Origin of the sequence: Shewanella sp. SR44-3, from assembly GCF_014163735.1 — a bacterium.
GTDB lineage: Bacteria > Pseudomonadota > Gammaproteobacteria > Enterobacterales > Shewanellaceae > Shewanella.
Genome location: NZ_JACJDV010000132.1, coordinates 1 through 297, shown reverse-complemented (window position 1 = coordinate 297; position 297 = coordinate 1). Strand labels below are relative to the sequence as shown.

Below are 297 nucleotides of genomic sequence, written 5' to 3'. Positions count from 1 at the left end.
TTCTCGACTGTATGTAAGGGGTTATAGCTCAGCTGGGAGAGCGCCTGCCTTGCACGCAGGAGGTCTGCGGTTCGATCCCGCATAGCTCCACCATTCTCTTTAAGAGATACATACATTAGGACAGAGATGCCAAAGATAAACGCAATTTTATCTTTGGCTTTTTTAAGCCCGCTCTTTAACAATTTGGAAAGCTGATAGTACTAACTAAAAGGCGCAGAAATGATGATTCGTTGTCGTTTGTGTGATTAAGTTAGTGCGAAAAATAATATTTGTGTGCAAACACGAATATGAGTTCTC

1 tRNA gene is annotated in these 297 nt (G+C 41.8%); it reads left to right on the top strand.

Going from position 1 to position 297, the window contains the following annotated elements:
• Positions 1 to 17: 17 nt before the first annotated feature.
• Positions 18 to 93, top strand: a tRNA-Ala gene (locus tag H5073_RS18135).
• Positions 94 to 297 lie beyond the last annotated feature (204 nt).